Raw genomic sequence first — 14,487 nt, forward strand, 5'->3', positions numbered from 1 at the left:
TGCAGCTTTCGGATGATCGATGCGCACAATCAATTTGCTGAAAAAAGTGAACTTAAAGCTACTTCGTTCGCATTTTACGATCCGGTCTCGCAATAGCCCAGAAAGTACTACCAACCAGAGCGCCCAATACACAGGCGGTTCCTGGAACATATGGGCGATGCAAAACCGTATCAACAAGTACGTGTATTCCGAACTGAATACCATATTCCCCAAAAGCCCAGCCGCCGATCAACAGAGCGCACCAAGACAGCAAAGCTATGCCGGAAAACACGGAAGCGTACATCAATATGGAGGTACGGCGGTTTGACCAAAGAAGTCGGTGAGCAATGGCCCCGAAAGTCAAAATTATGCCATATCCGAGCATCGCCCCAATTGCTATGGCTACGGAAAATAGTTCCATTTGACTAAAGTGTTCCATGAAATCCGGTGTTTTCCAAAAAACCGCGGCATAGACAGCCGCCAGAAGCGGAACCCACAGCGGTGACACCAAAAAGGCGGAAAGCGTTCGTCTCATTTTGAGTTATCTCAATCTATTAGCACCTAGAGCTAATAGGCTCTCTTCACATATATCAAGACCTGTTCTTGAACGGCGCCATGCCAGCGCGGGCAAGTTCATCGGCGCGCTCATTTTCCGGATGCCCGGCATGGCCTTTGACCCAATGCCAGACAACCTTGTGGCGCTTGCGCGCCTCGTCAAGGGCCTGCCACAGTTCGGCGTTCTTCACCGGCTTCTTGGCTGCGGTTTTCCAGCCGTTGCGCTTCCAGCCTTCGATCCAGCCGGAAATACCATCGCGGACATAGACAGAGTCCGTATAGAGATCGACGGAGCATGGCTCTTTGAGCGCATTGAGCGAAGCAATGGCCGCCATCAGCTCCATGCGGTTGTTGGTCGTGTCTGCTTCACCGCCTGATAGTTCTTTCTCATTACCGTTCCAGCGCAGCACCGCGCCCCAGCCGCCGGGGCCGGGATTGCCGGAGCAGGCACCATCGGTGAAAATCTGGATAGACTTCACGAGGCAGTACTCGCAGGAATCAGGCCATATTCCGCAGCCGACTTGATCTGGCGATGGAAGCGCATGCGGCGCACATATTCCATCGGGTCTTTCTTGACGACGAAACTGCCTTCGGGAACCGTCAGCCAGTCATAAAGCCGCGTCAGCATGAAGCGCAGGGCCGAACCGCGCGCAAGGATCGGCAGGCTTTCAGCTTCCTCAGCCGAGAGCGGGCGCACGGAATTATAACCGCGCAGCAAGGCAGTGCCCTTGGTCAGATTGAAGGAATGGTCCTTTTCAAAACACCAGGCATTCAGGCAGACCGCTACGTCATAGGCGAGCAGATCGGTGCAGGCGAAATAAAAATCGATGAGGCCGGAAAGCTTGTCACCAAGAAAGAAGACATTATCCGGAAACAGATCCGCATGGATGACGCCTGTTGGCAGATGCTTTGGCCAATGCGCCTCGAAGAATGTAAGGTCGGCCTCGGTCTCGTTTGCCAGTCCGGGCTCAACCCGGTCCGCATTGTCTTTCGAATTGTTCCACAATGGCCGCCAGCCATCGACTGAAAGCGAATTCTTGCGGCGCATAGGGAAATCCGCACCCGCCACATGCATACGTGCCAGCGCCTCGCCGAGGGCATGACAATGCTGCACGGTGGGCCTGCGCATCCACATGCCTTCAAGGAAAGTCACAATCGCCGCTGGACGACCCGCAAGCTCGCCAATGCTGGAACCGCTTTTCTGCACCACAGGCAAGGGACAACTGATCCCCTTTCCTGCAAGGTGCTGCATCAGGCCGAGAAAGAACGGCAGATCATTGCTGTTCACCCGCTTCTCATACAGCGTCAGGATGAACGAGCCTTTGCTTGTATGCGCGAGATAATTGGAATTCTCAACGCCTTCGGCAATTCCCTTGTAAGAGAGCAGTTCGCCGATGTCGTAGTCCTTGAGAAAATGCGCGAGATCGATTTCGTTGATATCGGTATAGACAGCCATAATCAGTGGGTTCCGTTGACGAAAGCCATATCGCCACTGGTCAGTTCCACATCGCGCAAATCGCGCATGACGTGGAAATTTTCGGTTTCAATGGTTGTTTCGGCAAGTTCGATCGACACGCAATAGCGCTCCGAAAAGGCTTGAATGATTTCATCGACAATGATTTCAGGTGCGGATGCACCGGCGGAAAGGCCAACCGTCGAAATATCGCCAATGGCATCCCAATCGATATCCACCGCCCGCTGCACGAGAAGCGATTGCGAGGCACCGGAACGCTCAGCCACTTCAACCAGACGCTTGGAGTTGGATGAGTTCGGCGCTCCAACCACCAGAAACAGGTCACAGCCCGGCGCTGCTTCCTTCACCGCGTCCTGACGGTTTGTCGTGGCATAGCAGATGGATTCGGCCGCAGGTGCCGTCAGATCCGGAAACCGGTTCTGCAGGGCAGCGATGATCCCTGCGGTATCATCGACAGATAGCGTTGTCTGGGTAACAAAGCCGAGATTCTTCGGATCGTCAGGCTGATAATTCTCAGCATCCTCAATGGTCTCGATCAGGGTTACCGCGCCTTCGGGCAATTGCCCCATCGTTCCGATAACTTCGGGATGACCGGAATGGCCGACCAGAATGACATGCCGTCCAAGCCGCTGATGGCGCATGGCCTGCTTATGCACTTTGGAGACAAGCGGACAGGTTGCATCGAGATAAAACAAGTTCTTTTGCTCTGCATCTTCGGGCACCGATTTCGGCACGCCATGCGCAGAGAAGACCACGGGCTGGCTGCGGTGCTCTGCCGGTATTTCGTCGAGTTCTTCGACGAAAACGGCACCACGCGCCTGCAAGCCCTGCACCACATAGCGATTGTGGACGATCTCGTGCCGGACATAAACTGGCGCACCATATTTCTTCAGCGCCAGAACCACGATCTGAATGGCGCGGTCCACCCCGGCGCAGAATCCGCGCGGTCCGCACAGGCGGATTGTCAGTGGTTTCTTGTCAGCCATGGTCACAGGTCTCGCGGAAATTCAAAGCTTTTGATATGCACCTTGGAATTGGGCGGCAATCAGCGGGAAGTCAAGTCCGAAGGTTCAGTTTGTAGTTTGGCATCCCGCTTTCGCCTGATCATGGAGATGATGACAATCGCCAGCAAAGTCGCAGCAAGCCCATACCAGGTCACCGCATATTGCAGATGGCTATTGGGCAGATCGATGATTGTTACGCCGCCAATGGGAAAGCCGCCGGGATTGGGCGTTTTGTCCGCATCAATAAAAAACGGCACCAACTGCTCCGGATTGATGCTGGACTGCGCCGCCATGGTAGGCAGGTCTTTCCAGAAGTAGATGTTCTTGACGAGATCATTGTCCGGCAGGATCGAGGATGGCTTTCCATCCAGCGGGTTGCGGGCAAGTCCGGTGACTGTCACCGGCCCTGCAACTTCTCCCTGCTGGCGCGTCGATGCATTCTTCTGGTCATAGGGCACGAAACCCCTGTTGACAAAGACGGCTCGCCCATCGTCGAGTTGCAGAGGCGTATAGACGAAATAGCCAGAGTAACCATCATAGGTCGAGAAGAAATGCCGCTCTCGATCATTAAGCAGGCGCCCGGTAACCGTGACAGGACGGTATTCGACATCATGCTCCTGCGCCCAGATTTTTTCGATATCAGCCAGCGGCTGCGGCTCGGAATGGGTGCGCGCGGCGATGGTTGCCAGCAATGCTTCCTTCCATTGCAGGCGCTCCACCTGCCATGTGCCAAGTCCGATCAGGACGGCAAAGAGAAGCGTGCTGAGGATCAGAGTGATCCATGGAAACCGGGTTGGTCTTACGGGCATTGCAATATCACTCATGGGAAGCGGGAATATCAAGCTGCCCTTCCGCAGCTTTGTTTCTGTATTGAAGGGCGATCAGAACCCCCTTCATCCAGCGCAGGGCCATCAGGCAAAGCACCAGCGCCAGTGGAATCCACAGGATGAAATGCACCCATAGCGGCGGATCCAGCGTTACTTCCATCCATAGAGCAAGCCCAACGACAATAAAGCCGATCAGCAGCATGACCAGCACTGCCGGACCATCACCCGAATCAATAAAGGAATAGTCGAGGCCGCAACTGGAGCACTGGCGGGCGGGCGTCAGGAAGCCGTCAAAGAGTTTCCCCTGTCCGCAGCGAGGGCAGCGTGCCTTTACACCAGCCGCGAAAGGGTCAACTGGCGGATAAAGGGCTTTGTCTTCAGTCATGGGTTGATCTCGATCGGTGTTCCATCCTGGACCAATGCCCAGATTTCATCCATTTCGCGATTAGTGACGGCAATACACCCATCTGTCCAGTCGATAAGTTGAAGCATCCATCCCCACCAGCCATAACCATTGGCCGCACCATGGATCATGATCAGACCGCCGGGCGATACACCCATGGATTTGGCTGCCGCCGTATCCCGTGCATTCGGATAGGAAATGTGGATGGATTTGTAGGCCATGCTTTTGGGGTTGCGCCAATCAAGAACATAGCGACCCTCCGGGGTTCGCTCGTCGCCTTCCCAGCGCTTGTGGCCCTCAGGCCGCGCACCCAGCGCTATCGTATATTGCTTGATCACCACGTCGCCAGATAACAGCTGCATTCGCCGTTCCGCTTTTTCAACGCGGACCAGATCAACCTTGCCCTCGTTCGCCTGCGCCTTTGCCGCAAAGAGCGGGAACAGTGCCACGAGAAATGCCGACGATATAATCAGATGCCTTATCATATCCGATGCATGATGCAGGATTACGCCAAAAGAATGAGGGCGGTCATGTTTCCATAACCGCCCCCTGTAATGTCCTGATCTGATGACCTGTTTATTCGACAGCCATCGGTGCGCCCCATGAGGCCCACACATAGATCGAGAAGAACAGGAACAACCAGACCACGTCCACGAAGTGCCAGTACCAGGCAGCAGCTTCGAAGCCGAAATGCTTCTGCGGGGTGAAGTCACCGCGCATGGAGCGCAGCAGGCAAACCAGCAGGAAGATTGTTCCGATGATTACGTGGAAGCCGTGGAAACCCGTAGCCATGAAGAAGGTTGCGCCGTAGATCGAATCCTTGAACGCGAACGGTGCATGCGCGTATTCATAACCCTGCACGAATGAGAAGAGCATGCCGAGCAGCACGGTCAGGGTAAGACCGCTGATCAGGCCCTTGCGATCATTGTGGATCAAGGCATGGTGTGCCCAGGTTACTGTCGTGCCCGACAGAAGCAGGATGATGGTGTTGTAAAGCGGCAGGTGCAGCGGGTCGAGAACCTCGATGCCCTTGGGAGGCCAGATACCGCCTGTGAAGGCAGCACGGGCAACCTGCTCTACTTCGCCGGGGTAGAGGCTGGCATCAAAGAACGCCCAGAACCAGGCAACGAAGAACATCACTTCCGACGCGATGAACATGATCATGCCATAGCGCAGATGCAGCGAGACAACGCGGGTGTGGTGCCCTTCCTTGCTCTCCTTGATCGTATCCGACCACCAGCCGAACATGGTGTAGAGAACGATGGCAAGACCAATCAGGAACAGCCAGGGCTGTGCCAGATTATGGCCGAACAGGTGCAACTCACCGCCATTGTGGTAGCGCATGTAAGCGATGCCGCCGATAGCCATGACAAAAGCGCCGACCGAACCGAGGAACGGCCATGGGCTTGGATCAATGATATGGTAGTCGTGGTTCTTTGTGTGCGCTTCGGCCATTTTAACCCCCGCAAGTTCTATTCATCTGTTTCATCACTGACAAAGCGTCAGCGCAAGTTCAAAGCTGTCCCGACGCCTTGTCTTTCTTCACATTGGCGCTGGCGGCAACCGGTGCCGGCATCGCAATCGGAAAGAAGGTGTAGGACAGGGTGATTGTATTGACGCCCTTCAATTCTTCCGCGTTGACGATGTCAGGGTCAACGAAGAAAACAACGGGCATTTGCATGTCTTCGCCCGGCTTCAGGACAGTGTCCGTAAAGCAGAAGCACTCAACCTTGTTGAAGTAGGCACCCGCTGCCTGCGGCGTCACGTTGAACGCGGCGCGGCCAGCGGTTGGCTTATCCAGAATATTCTTGGCTTCGTAGTGGATGAGCTTGGTCTCGCCAATATTCATCGTCACTTCGCGCTGCACCGGCTTGAACTGCCAAGGCAGGCCATCCGACGTATTGGCATCGAAGCGAACCGTGATCTTCTTGTCGAGGATCGTATCGGACATCTGCTCAACGCGCTGCGTCGTGCCGCCATAACCGGTAACCTGACAGAACATGGCGTAAAGCGGCACCGCCGCAAAAGCCATGCCGACCATGCCGAAGAAAAAGGCAATGCAGGAGATCGCAATCGTACGGTCTGAAACCCGGCGCTTCGGCGTTGCTGCGCTATCGGTGGCTGGTGTCTGGTTCTCTTCCACTGGAGCGCTCATCACATCTGCCGTTCAAGAATCTTCGCACCGAGCTTGGCCCAGGTGCCGACATAGACAAGAATAACAAAGGCCGCCAATGCCAGCGCAAGCGCGATGGAACGGCTGCGCTGCGCGCGCTTCTGCTTGGGTGTCAGTGTTACGCGATCATCACTCATGTCATGCACCTGCCAGAAAAAGCGCCTTGCGCACGAGAATCTCGCCAAGAAGCACCGCATAAAGGCTGAAAAGATAAAAGATCGAGAAAGCGAACATTTTTTTCGCAGGCTTGATCATTGCTGGACCAACAGGCGCGCGCCATACGGTCCACGCGTAGAACGTGAACATGGCGCCAACACCGATGGAAAAGACGCCGTAGACGATACCGGCAAAACCCATGATCCATGGCAGCACGGCGACGGGCACGACCAGAAGCGTGTAGAGAAAAATCTGAAACTTTGTCGATGCTTCACCCATCACATTGGGCATCATCGGGATTTTCGCCTTCGCATAATCATCCGACATGAACAGCGACAGCGCCCAGAAATGGGGCGGCGTCCACAGGAAGATGATGAGGAAAAGCACAATGCTTTCAACGCCGACCGAATTGGTCACGGCGGCCCAGCCAATCATCGGCGGAAACGCACCGGCGGCACCACCGATAACGATGTTCTGCGGCGTCGAGCGCTTCAGCCACATCGTATAGACGACCGCATAGAAGAAAATGGTGAAGGCCAGAAGGAAAGCCGACAGCAGATTGACGAAGAGGCCGAGCGTGACCACCGAGAACGCCGACAGCAGCAGACCGAAGGTCAGCACTTCTTCGCGCGTAATGCGACCTGCTGGAATCGGGCGATTGGCCGTGCGCTTCATAATCGCGTCAATATCGGAATCGTACCACATATTGAGCGCGCCGGAGGCACCAGCACCAACAGCGATGCTCAGGATGGCGATAACGGCCAGAACGGGATTGATGTGGCCGGGAGCGGCCATCAGACCAACAACGGCAGTGAACACCACCAGTGACATGACGCGCGGCTTGAGCAAGGCAATGTAGTCCGACGCATTGGCTTCAGACAGGCCAATCGCGGTTTCTACAGATGCATTTTTCTTCAGTACGGCCATTCGCTCAGTCTTGTTCGTTTTAACTTGAAGGTATCGGGGCCGCTGGGATGCAGCGGCCCAGATTTTACTTACTTGATGCGTGGAAGCTGTTCCCACTGATGGAAGGGTGGCGGTGACGACAGCTGCCATTCCAGAGTGGTTGCACCAGGACCCCAAGGGTTGGCACCGGCTTCGCGCTTCTTGGCAAAGGCTTCAAAGACGCCGAACAGGAAGATCAGCACGGCCACACCGGAGATGTAGGAACCGATTGACGATACTTCGTTCCAGCCTGCGAATGCATCCGGATAGTCGATGTAACGGCGCGGCATACCGGCAAGTCCGAGGAAGTGCTGCGGGAAGAACACCAGATTGACGCCGATGAACATGACCCAGAAGTGCGTGTGCGCAATGGTGTGGTTGTACATGTAGCCGGTCATCTTCGGGAACCAGTAGTACCAGCCCGCGAAAATTCCGAACACCGCACCCAGCGACAGCACGTAATGGAAGTGCGCAATCACGTAATAGGTGTCATGCATTGCACGGTCGAGACCGGCATTGGCCAGCTGCACACCCGTCACACCACCAACGGTGAACAGGAAGATGAAGCCGATTGCCCAAACCATGGGCGGCTTGAACTCGATGGAACCGCCCCACATGGTGGCAATCCACGAGAAGATTTTCACGCCTGTCGGCACGGCGATAACCATCGTCGCGAAGACGAAGTAGCGCTGTGTGTCGAGCGACAGACCCACGGTGTACATGTGGTGCGCCCAGACGATGAAGCCGACGACGCCGATGGCGACCATGGCATAGGCCATGCCGAGGTAACCGAAGATCGGCTTGCGCGAGAAGGTCGAGACGATGTGGCTGACGATGCCGAATGCCGGCAGGATCATGATGTACACTTCCGGATGACCGAAGAACCAGAACAGATGCTGGAACAGGATCGGATCGCCGCCGCCTTCCGGTGAGAAGAACGTTGTACCGAAGTTACGGTCGGTCAGAAGCATGGTGATGCCGCCAGCCAGCACAGGCAGGGCCAGAAGCAGCAGGAATGCAGTGATCAGAACGGACCAGGCAAACAGCGGCATCTTGTGCAGCGTCATGCCGGGAGCGCGCATGTTGAAGATCGTGGTGATGAAGTTGATCGCACCAAGGATCGACGACGCACCGGCAATGTGCAGCGACAGGATGGCAAAATCCATCGCCGGGCCGGGCTGGCCTGAGGTCGAGTAAGGCGGATAGATCGTCCAGCCGCCACCCGTGCCGAAACCACCGGCAGGGCCGGGAACGAACATGGAAAGGATCAGCAGGAGCAATGCTGGCGGGAGCAGCCAGAACGAAATGTTGTTCATACGCGGGAAAGCCATGTCAGGCGCACCGATCATGATCGGCACCATCCAGTTGGCAAATCCACCGATCAGCGCAGGCATGACCATGAAGAAGATCATGATCAGACCATGTGCCGTCGAGAACACATTGTACATCTGCTTGCCGGCGTCGATAGCTGCGTCGCCCTCGAAACCGTAAACCATGGATGCAAGGCCATGGAAAATCTGAATGCCGGGCTGCTGCAGCTCGGCGCGCATGGCGATCGAAAGACAACCACCAATGATACCGGCAATGATCGCAAAGATCAGATAAAGTGTGCCGATATCCTTGTGGTTCGTCGAATAAACCCAGCGCGTCCAGCCTGTCGGCTTATGAGCGTCATGGGCCTCGTGAGCTGCAGAACCTGCCATCAAAGTGCTCCCGTTCCTCAATAATTCGCGTCAACCAGCTTAGTTGCCGGCGACGTTTACGTTCTTGTCTGCGTCGATTTTAGCGGTGAGTGTCTTGTATGCGCCCGGAAGATCTTTCCCGGCAGCAGCAAACCACGCATCATACTGGCCCTGCGAAACCACATGGATCGCAATCGGCATGAACGCATGGTCCTTGCCGCAAATCTGCGAGCACTGACCATAATACATGCCTTCTTTATCAGCCTTGAACCATGTTTCGTTGCTGCGACCGGTGACAGCGTCCATCTTCACGCCGAAAGCAGGCATGGAGAAGGAGTGGATCACGTCAGCACCGGTCACCAGAAGGCGGACGGTTGTGTTCACAGGAACGACCATTTCATTGTCAACTGCGAGCAAACGCGGATAGGCCTTGCGGTCTTCCTTGCCTGCGGCAGCACGATCACCATCCTTGAGCATGACGGAGTCGAATGAAACAGGCGCATCTGCCTGATATTCGTAACCCCAATACCACTGGTAACCGGTCGCCTTGATTGTCATCTTGGCTTCTTCAGGCGAATATTGCGCGGTCAGAAGCTGGAAGGATGGAATTGCCAGGAAGAGAAGAATAACAACCGGGCCAACGGTCCAGACAACTTCCACAGCCGTGTTGTGGCTGGTCTTTGACGGAACCGGATTGGCACTGGCGCGATAGCGATACATGACCCAGGCCAGAAGCCCCATTACGAACAGTGTAATCGGGACGATGAACCACAATGTATAGTGCTCAAACCAGACGATTTGCGCCATAATGGCAGAAGCAGCCGGCTGGAACGTCATCTGCCAAGGCTCAGGCTGTGCAGCATATGCAGTACCGGCACTTAACAGGCTTCCCAGGACACCCATCAGCGTGACAAAGTTCTTCTTCACCTAGAAATCTCCCGAATGAAGCTTCAATTCCATACGTTAATACCGGGCTTCATTGTGGCCCGGTGATATGCCGCGTTCAAATCACACATTAGCCTACATCGCAAGGAAGGCGAACGTGATCCCGTGCGGCATTTTTGCGCGCAGCTTGCCTCCTGTGGATGACAGCATCTTGTAAAGACGTATGTTTTTTGACTTTCACTGTGATTTTACTGCATGAAGGGCACATGGCTCACAATCCGGCCATTTTTACATTACACCAGACATATGAGAGCCGCTGTATGCTGGGGAGTGTTTGAGCGGTATTCTTTTCATCCGGGCCTCGGCGGTTTAACGTCTGGATGATTCGTTTTGGAGCCTACATGTCCTCTTTCGCGCTACGTAGCATCACCCTTGGTCTGCTTTCCCTGTCTATTGCCGGTTTTTCCGGCGGTGCCATGGCGGCGCAGCAGAGCGGCACCGTTAAATCAACCCATGGCGCATGGTCGATCCTGTGCGACACCCCGGCAGGGGCAAAATCAGAGCAATGCGCTCTCATTCAAAATGTCGTCGCGGCTGATCGCCCGGAGATGGGGCTTTCGGTGGTGGTTCTCAAAACCGCTGACAACAAGGCGAAAATCCTGCGCGTGCTTGCACCGCTTGGTGTGCTTCTGCCCAATGGCCTTGGCCTGAATGTCGATGGCAAGGATATAGGCCGCGCCTATTTCGTCCGCTGCTTCGAAGATGGCTGCTATGCGGAAGTCATTCTGGAAGACCAGCTCGTCCAGACCTTCAAGACAGGCAAGGCTGCCACCTTCATCGTCTTCCAGACACCGGAAGAAGGCATCGGTATTCCCGTCGAACTCAATGGATTTGGCGAAGGTTTCGACGCCCTTCCCTGAGCTTTGAACAAGTTTTCTGTTGTAGCGGGCCGGGCGAGGCCCTACATCCGCTTCGTAATAACGTGAACGGATGATCCATTATGAAAAGCCTCATCGATAGTTTTGACGCACCGCGCGAAAAAATCCTCGAAACCGTCAAGCAAAGCCTTGATGGTGCCGATGATGGTGAGCTTTTCATCGAATACCGCGAATCGGAAGGGCTCTCCTTCGATAATGGCCGGTTGAAGAACGGTACATTCAATCAGGATCAGGGCTTTGGCCTGCGTGCTGTTGCCGGTGAAGCTGTCGGCTATGCCCATGCGGGCGAGCTTTCGCTTGGCGCGCTCAAGCGTGCTGCCGATGCCGCCTCGGCTGTGCGCACCGGTTATACCGGCGCTTATACCGCTGCGCCTCCCGGAACCAATCGCAGCCTTTACAGCGATGAAAACCCGATCGGTTCGCCCAGCTTTGAAGCCAAGGTTAAATTGCTGCAGGAGATTGATGCTTATCTGCGTGCCAAGGACCCGAAGGTGCGGCAGGTATCGGTTTCATTGGCAGGATCGTGGCAGCAGGTGGAAATCCTGCGCGCTGATGGGCATTTCGTTCGCGATATCCGCCCGATGGTGCGCCTCAACGTTTCCGTTGTCGTCGGTGATGGCGACCGGCAGGAAAGCGGCTCCTACGGTGCCGGTGGCCGCAAGGGCTTTGGCGAGTTCATCACCACCGAGAAGTGGCAGCATGCGGCTGATGAAGCCTTGCGTCAGGCACTGGTCAATCTGGAAGCCATCCCAGCTCCGGCCGGAACATTTGACATTGTTCTGTCGAGCGGCTGGCCCGGCGTGATGCTGCATGAAGCTGTCGGCCATGGCCTTGAGGGTGATTTCAACCGCAAGAAGACATCGGCCTTTGCCGGTCTGCTCGGCCAGAAGGTTGCATCCAAAGGTGTTACCGTTGTCGATGATGGCACGATTTCGGAACGTCGCGGTTCATTGACCGTCGATGATGAGGGCATGCCGACCAACAAGACTGTGCTGATCGATGACGGCATTCTTGTCGGCTATATGCAGGACCGGCAGAACGCGCGTTTGATGGGTATGCAGCCGACGGGTAATGGACGGCGTGAATCCTATGCCCATGCGCCGATGCCGCGTATGACCAACACCTATATGCTCGACGGCGACAAGACGCCGGAGGAAATCATCGCTTCGGTGAAGAACGGCATTTATGCGGTTTCGTTCGGCGGTGGTCAGGTGGATATCACCTCGGGCAAGTTCGTCTTCGGCTGCACCGAGGCCTATATGATCGAAAATGGCAAGATCGGTGCACCTGTTAAAGGCGCAATGCTGATCGGCAATGGCCCCGATGCCATGCAGCGCATTTCCATGATCGGTAATGATCTGCAGCTCGATACCGGCATGGGCAATTGCGGCAAGGGCGGCCAGTGGGTGCCCGTCGGCGTCGGCCAGCCGCATCTGCGCATGGACCAGATGACCGTGGGTGGAACGGCGGTCTAACGACCGCCTCCCCTATTTCTTTGACAGGAGTGCGACGGCTTCGACGTGCGAGGACCAGAGAAACTGGTCAATCGGCACAACGCGGTCAATCTTGTAGCCGCCTTTGACAAGAATGCTCAGGTCACGGCCAAGCGTCACCGGATTGCAGGATACGGCTGCCACTTTCGGCACACTGGATTTGGCAATTTCAATGGCCTGCGCTTCGGCACCGGCACGCGGCGGATCGAAAACCAATCCGGTGAAGGGCGCGAGTTCGCGGGCAAGGAAAGGCCTGCGGAACAGATCACGGCGTTCCACACTGACCGGCTTCAAGCCCTGAACATGGCGCGCGCCACGATCCAGTGCATCAAGGGCCGCCTGCTCGCTTTCCACCGCATGGACAGCAGATTTTTCCGCCATCCGTAGCGCAAAGGTCCCGGAACCACAAAAGAGATCAAGGGTTTTTTTGGCTTTGGCCAGATGTCCAGCCACCAGTGCCGACATGGCTTCCTCGGCTTCCATCGTTGCTTGCAGGAAACCGCCCGGCGGAATGTAAACAGGCACCTTGCCGAAATGTACCAGCGGCTTTTTCGGCTCGACGATGATTTCGCCTTCAAAGCTTAAGCGCGCAAAACCCTTCTTCAAAACAAGATTGGTCAGCGCATGGCGCTTGCCCGCATCCGGTGCGCCGCAGCCCGAGGCCATGATGTCGAGGCCGGAAGCCGTCGCCGTCACGGTGAGCTTGAAGGGTTTCATGCCGCCGCCAAGCACCGCCACAACCTCGCGCAGATCATCCAGCCGGGAGACGATTTCCGGCGTGGTGACGGCACATTCGGTGATGTCGATGAGTTCATGGCTCTGGTGCCGGTTAAACCCAAGCACGGCACCATGATCGCTGGTGCGCACGGCAAAAACCGCCCTGCGACGGGTTTGCGGTGCACAGGGAACCAATGGATCGAGTTTGAATTGCAGCCCGCGACCGCCGAGCGCTTCCTGTACCAGCGCGCGCTTCCAATCCTGATAGGCACCATCCTGCCAATGCTGGAGCGCACAGCCGCCGCACTCTTCGAAATGGCGGCAGGCCGGATCAATCCGCTCCGGCGATGGTTCAAGCAGAGCCATCATGGTTGCGCGGCCATTTTCCAGCGCGACATTGGCGGTTTCTCCGGGCAGAGAGAATGGCACATAGACGCTGCCCGCTGCCGTTGCAGCAATGCCATCGCCCCCGGCGCCCATCCGCTCAATTGTTACGCGCGTGCTCATCAGCTCTTCAATCTTTTCTCTTCAAACCGGCCAGAAGATATTCGCGATTGCCATCGCCGCCTTCGATAGGCGAAGGGCAAAGCCCCAGGGCTTTCCAGCCCGGCAATCCATCCAGCCAGTTCCTTAGAGCATTTGCAACGCGTTCGCCATCCATTGGATCGCGCAAAATGCCGCCCTTGCCGATTGCCTCGCGCCCGGCCTCGAATTGCGGCTTGACGAGAAGAACGCAATGGCTGCCGGGCTCGGCCAAATCGAGTGCCGGTGGCAGGGCGAGTTTCAGCGAGATGAAACTGACATCCGAAACCACCAGACCGATTGTCCTGTCAGCCAGATGATCGCGGGAAAGCTCCCGCGCATTCAGGCTTTCAAGGTTAGTGACGCGGATATCAGCACGCAAACTGTCATGCAACTGGCCATGGCCGACATCAACGGCAATGACATGCGTCGCGCCGCGTTCCAAAAGGACCTGCGTGAAACCGCCGGTGGATGCGCCGATATCCAGTGCATTGACATCACTCACATCAATGGAAAAATGATCAAGCCCGGCAATGAGTTTCAGCGCCGCGCGCGAAACATAGCCGCTTGCCGGATCGTCGACACTGATATCAGCAGTATCGTTGAAGGTCGCGCCGGGTTTGGTGACAACAGCGTTATCAACAGTGACCGTGCCGCGCACGATGGCATCCCGTGCACGCGAGCGGCTGGCAAACAGGCCCTTTTCAACGAGCAGTTGATCGAGCCGCATTGCC

17 protein-coding genes are annotated in these 14,487 nt (G+C 56.0%); 2 read left to right on the plus strand and 15 right to left on the minus strand.

The window, feature by feature from the left end:
- Positions 1-58: 58 nt before the first annotated feature.
- From BLU05_RS14020 to coxB, 13 genes are all read right to left on the minus strand, one after another.
- Entirely contained in the window at positions 59-514 is a 456-nt protein-coding gene (locus BLU05_RS14020; RefSeq protein WP_091880891.1) for a hypothetical protein, read from the minus strand.
- 55 nt (positions 515-569) lie between these two features.
- Entirely contained in the window at positions 570-1,013 is a 444-nt protein-coding gene (rnhA, locus tag BLU05_RS14025) for a ribonuclease HI (RefSeq protein ID WP_091880893.1), read from the minus strand.
- Positions 1,010-1,990 (minus strand): homoserine kinase, encoded by a 981-nt coding sequence (locus BLU05_RS14030; protein ID WP_091880894.1) that lies wholly within the window; start codon positions 1,988-1,990, stop codon positions 1,010-1,012. Before BLU05_RS14030 ends, rnhA begins: the two co-directional genes overlap by 4 nt.
- 2 nt (positions 1,991-1,992) lie before the next feature.
- Positions 1,993-3,000, minus strand: coding sequence for a 4-hydroxy-3-methylbut-2-enyl diphosphate reductase (ispH, locus tag BLU05_RS14035; RefSeq protein ID WP_175540608.1), 1,008 nt, complete (start codon positions 2,998-3,000; stop codon positions 1,993-1,995).
- A gap of 53 nt (positions 3,001-3,053) precedes the next feature.
- Positions 3,054-3,821, minus strand: coding sequence for an SURF1 family protein (locus BLU05_RS14040; protein WP_244518345.1), 768 nt, complete (start codon positions 3,819-3,821; stop codon positions 3,054-3,056).
- A 7-nt stretch (positions 3,822-3,828) separates the two neighbouring features.
- On the minus strand, positions 3,829-4,224 hold the full coding sequence (locus BLU05_RS14045; protein ID WP_091880899.1) for a DUF983 domain-containing protein: 396 nt from the start codon (positions 4,222-4,224) through the stop codon (positions 3,829-3,831).
- Positions 4,221-4,727 (minus strand): L,D-transpeptidase family protein, encoded by a 507-nt coding sequence (locus BLU05_RS14050; protein ID WP_091880900.1) that lies wholly within the window; start codon positions 4,725-4,727, stop codon positions 4,221-4,223. The genes BLU05_RS14045 and BLU05_RS14050 overlap by 4 nt, the downstream gene beginning before the upstream one ends.
- A gap of 91 nt (positions 4,728-4,818) precedes the next feature.
- On the minus strand, positions 4,819-5,697 hold the full coding sequence (locus BLU05_RS14055) for a cytochrome c oxidase subunit 3 (RefSeq protein WP_091880902.1): 879 nt from the start codon (positions 5,695-5,697) through the stop codon (positions 4,819-4,821).
- A gap of 58 nt (positions 5,698-5,755) precedes the next feature.
- Positions 5,756-6,397, minus strand: coding sequence for a cytochrome c oxidase assembly protein (locus BLU05_RS14060; protein WP_091880904.1), 642 nt, complete (start codon positions 6,395-6,397; stop codon positions 5,756-5,758).
- Positions 6,397-6,552: a hypothetical protein gene (locus BLU05_RS26220; protein ID WP_091880905.1), complete on the minus strand. Its 156-nt coding sequence runs from the start codon at positions 6,550-6,552 to the stop codon at positions 6,397-6,399. Before BLU05_RS26220 ends, BLU05_RS14060 begins: the two co-directional genes overlap by 1 nt.
- Before the next feature lies 1 nt (position 6,553).
- Positions 6,554-7,498 carry a heme o synthase gene (cyoE, locus tag BLU05_RS14070; RefSeq protein WP_091880907.1) on the minus strand — a complete coding sequence of 315 codons (945 nt, stop codon included), beginning with the start codon at positions 7,496-7,498 and terminating at the stop codon, positions 6,554-6,556.
- 68 nt (positions 7,499-7,566) lie between these two features.
- Complete coding sequence (gene ctaD, locus BLU05_RS14075; protein WP_091880909.1) at positions 7,567-9,219, minus strand: cytochrome c oxidase subunit I; 1,653 nt, start codon at positions 9,217-9,219, stop codon at positions 7,567-7,569.
- A gap of 39 nt (positions 9,220-9,258) precedes the next feature.
- Positions 9,259-10,101 carry a cytochrome c oxidase subunit II gene (gene coxB, locus BLU05_RS14080; RefSeq protein WP_091881193.1) on the minus strand — a complete coding sequence of 281 codons (843 nt, stop codon included), beginning with the start codon at positions 10,099-10,101 and terminating at the stop codon, positions 9,259-9,261.
- 407 nt (positions 10,102-10,508) lie between these two features.
- On the opposite strand from coxB, the gene BLU05_RS14085 reads away from it, so the two are divergent.
- Positions 10,509-11,003 (plus strand): invasion associated locus B family protein, encoded by a 495-nt coding sequence (locus BLU05_RS14085; protein WP_348271762.1) that lies wholly within the window; start codon positions 10,509-10,511, stop codon positions 11,001-11,003.
- An 80-nt stretch (positions 11,004-11,083) separates the two neighbouring features.
- Entirely contained in the window at positions 11,084-12,496 is a 1,413-nt protein-coding gene (tldD, locus tag BLU05_RS14090; protein ID WP_175540609.1) for a metalloprotease TldD, read from the plus strand.
- Between the two features lie 12 nt (positions 12,497-12,508).
- Here the strand turns inward: tldD and BLU05_RS14095 are convergent, their stop codons facing one another.
- Positions 12,509-13,738 (minus strand): class I SAM-dependent RNA methyltransferase, encoded by a 1,230-nt coding sequence (locus tag BLU05_RS14095; protein WP_091880914.1) that lies wholly within the window; start codon positions 13,736-13,738, stop codon positions 12,509-12,511.
- 7 nt (positions 13,739-13,745) lie between these two features.
- Positions 13,746-14,483 carry a TlyA family RNA methyltransferase gene (locus BLU05_RS14100; RefSeq protein ID WP_091880915.1) on the minus strand — a complete coding sequence of 246 codons (738 nt, stop codon included), beginning with the start codon at positions 14,481-14,483 and terminating at the stop codon, positions 13,746-13,748.
- Positions 14,484-14,487: the final 4 nt, after the last annotated feature.

It is taken from the genome of Phyllobacterium sp. OV277 (assembly GCF_900104355.1).
Classification (GTDB): domain Bacteria; phylum Pseudomonadota; class Alphaproteobacteria; order Rhizobiales; family Rhizobiaceae; genus Phyllobacterium.

Excerpts from the sequence above, each read along its gene's own strand:
- BLU05_RS14020 (WP_091880891.1), bottom strand. The coding sequence starts at position 514 with ATGAGACGAACGCTTTCCGCCTTTTTGGTGTCACCGCTGTGGGTTCCG.
- BLU05_RS14030 (WP_091880894.1), bottom strand. The coding sequence starts at position 1,990 with ATGGCTGTCTATACCGATATCAACGAAATCGATCTCGCGCATTTTCTC.
- BLU05_RS14040 (WP_244518345.1), bottom strand. The coding sequence starts at position 3,821 with ATGCCCGTAAGACCAACCCGGTTTCCATGGATCACTCTGATCCTCAGC.
- BLU05_RS14045 (WP_091880899.1), bottom strand. The coding sequence starts at position 4,224 with ATGACTGAAGACAAAGCCCTTTATCCGCCAGTTGACCCTTTCGCGGCT.
- BLU05_RS14050 (WP_091880900.1), bottom strand. The coding sequence starts at position 4,727 with ATGATAAGGCATCTGATTATATCGTCGGCATTTCTCGTGGCACTGTTC.
- BLU05_RS14055 (WP_091880902.1), bottom strand. The coding sequence starts at position 5,697 with ATGGCCGAAGCGCACACAAAGAACCACGACTACCATATCATTGATCCA.
- BLU05_RS14060 (WP_091880904.1), bottom strand. The coding sequence starts at position 6,397 with ATGAGCGCTCCAGTGGAAGAGAACCAGACACCAGCCACCGATAGCGCA.
- BLU05_RS26220 (WP_091880905.1), bottom strand. The coding sequence starts at position 6,552 with ATGAGTGATGATCGCGTAACACTGACACCCAAGCAGAAGCGCGCGCAG.
- cyoE (WP_091880907.1), bottom strand. The coding sequence starts at position 7,498 with ATGGCCGTACTGAAGAAAAATGCATCTGTAGAAACCGCGATTGGCCTG.
- ctaD (WP_091880909.1), bottom strand. The coding sequence starts at position 9,219 with ATGGCAGGTTCTGCAGCTCACGAGGCCCATGACGCTCATAAGCCGACA.
- coxB (WP_091881193.1), bottom strand. The coding sequence starts at position 10,101 with ATGGGTGTCCTGGGAAGCCTGTTAAGTGCCGGTACTGCATATGCTGCA.
- tldD (WP_175540609.1), top strand. The coding sequence starts at position 11,084 with ATGAAAAGCCTCATCGATAGTTTTGACGCACCGCGCGAAAAAATCCTC.
- BLU05_RS14095 (WP_091880914.1), bottom strand. The coding sequence starts at position 13,738 with ATGAGCACGCGCGTAACAATTGAGCGGATGGGCGCCGGGGGCGATGGC.
- BLU05_RS14100 (WP_091880915.1), bottom strand. The coding sequence starts at position 14,483 with ATGCGGCTCGATCAACTGCTCGTTGAAAAGGGCCTGTTTGCCAGCCGC.